The following is a 1,068-nucleotide window of genomic DNA, read 5'->3' as shown; positions in this document are numbered from 1 at the left end:
AAGGAACTCTTCGCCGGGATGGCCGACGGCGGCCGGGCAGGTCCCGTGCGCCGGACATCGGCGGGCTTGACGTGTGGCCGCCGTCGGCCATCCCGGCGAAGAGTTCCTTGAGTGCCGTCTGCGCATTGATCTTGGGCTGCCAGCCCAGCTCGGTCTCCGCGCGCTCGCTGGACATCAGCGGGGCGTTCAGACCCAGCTCCACCCAGCCCACGTCGACCGGTTGCAGCCGCGCCCGCCAGGTCAGCGCCGCCGCCGCCCGCAGCACCGGCGCGGCGACCGGCACCGTCCAACCATGGAAGTGCCGGGCCACCAGCTCCGGAGTGAGCACCGGGTCCGCGGCGACGTTGAAGGCACCGCGCGCATCACCCAGCACCGCCCTGGCGTACGCGTCGGCCACGTCATCGGCGTGCACCGCCTGCATCCGCAACCGGCGGTTCGTCGGCACCAGCGGGATCCGGCCGAAGCGCAGCAGCCGCACCGGCGCCAACGGGCCGAGGAAGTAACGCGTGATCTCCGCACCGGCGGCCCGCTGGAAGATCAACCCAGGTCGCATCCGCACCACTCGCAGCGTCGGCTGATCCCGTTCGACCCCGTCCAGCAGCGCCTCCACCTCGGCCTTGTGCTCGCTGTACGACGAACCGGGCACACCGGTGGCCGGCCACCGCTCACTGATCGGGTGGTCCTTCGGGCCGGGCGCGTAGGTGCCGACCGACGAGGCGTACACCAGGGCTGGAACACCGGCCTGGACCACCGCGTCGATCACCGCCCGGCTGCCCTCGACGTTGGTCCGGCGCAGCACCCGCTGGTCGTGGCTGGGCTGGATCTGCCAGGCCAGGTGCACCACCGCGTCCGCACCCGCGAACACCTCGGCGAGCTGCCCGACCGCGCTCGGCGCGCCGATGTCGCAGGAGTGCCACTCCACCTGGTCGTACGGCTCGCCGGCATCCGGGCCGGGCAGACGTCGAACGACCCCGGCCAGCTCCACGCCCCGCTCCCGGCGCAGCCGCCGCAGCAGCGCCGTACCGACGTTGCCGCTCGCCCCCACCACCACGATCCGCATGCCCGACC

General features: G+C 73.0%; 1 protein-coding gene. It reads right to left on the bottom strand.

The features are described from left to right. A partial coding sequence (locus DLJ58_RS00015) for an NAD-dependent epimerase/dehydratase family protein (RefSeq protein ID WP_124853290.1) occupies positions 1 to 1,060 on the bottom strand: 1,060 nt, incomplete at its 3' end. Positions 1,061 to 1,068 lie beyond the last annotated feature (8 nt).

This window comes from Micromonospora arida (assembly GCF_003857035.1).
Lineage (GTDB): Bacteria > Actinomycetota > Actinomycetes > Mycobacteriales > Micromonosporaceae > Micromonospora > Micromonospora arida.
Note: the sequence above shows the minus strand (reverse complement) of the source record. Positions and strands in the feature narration are given on the sequence as shown.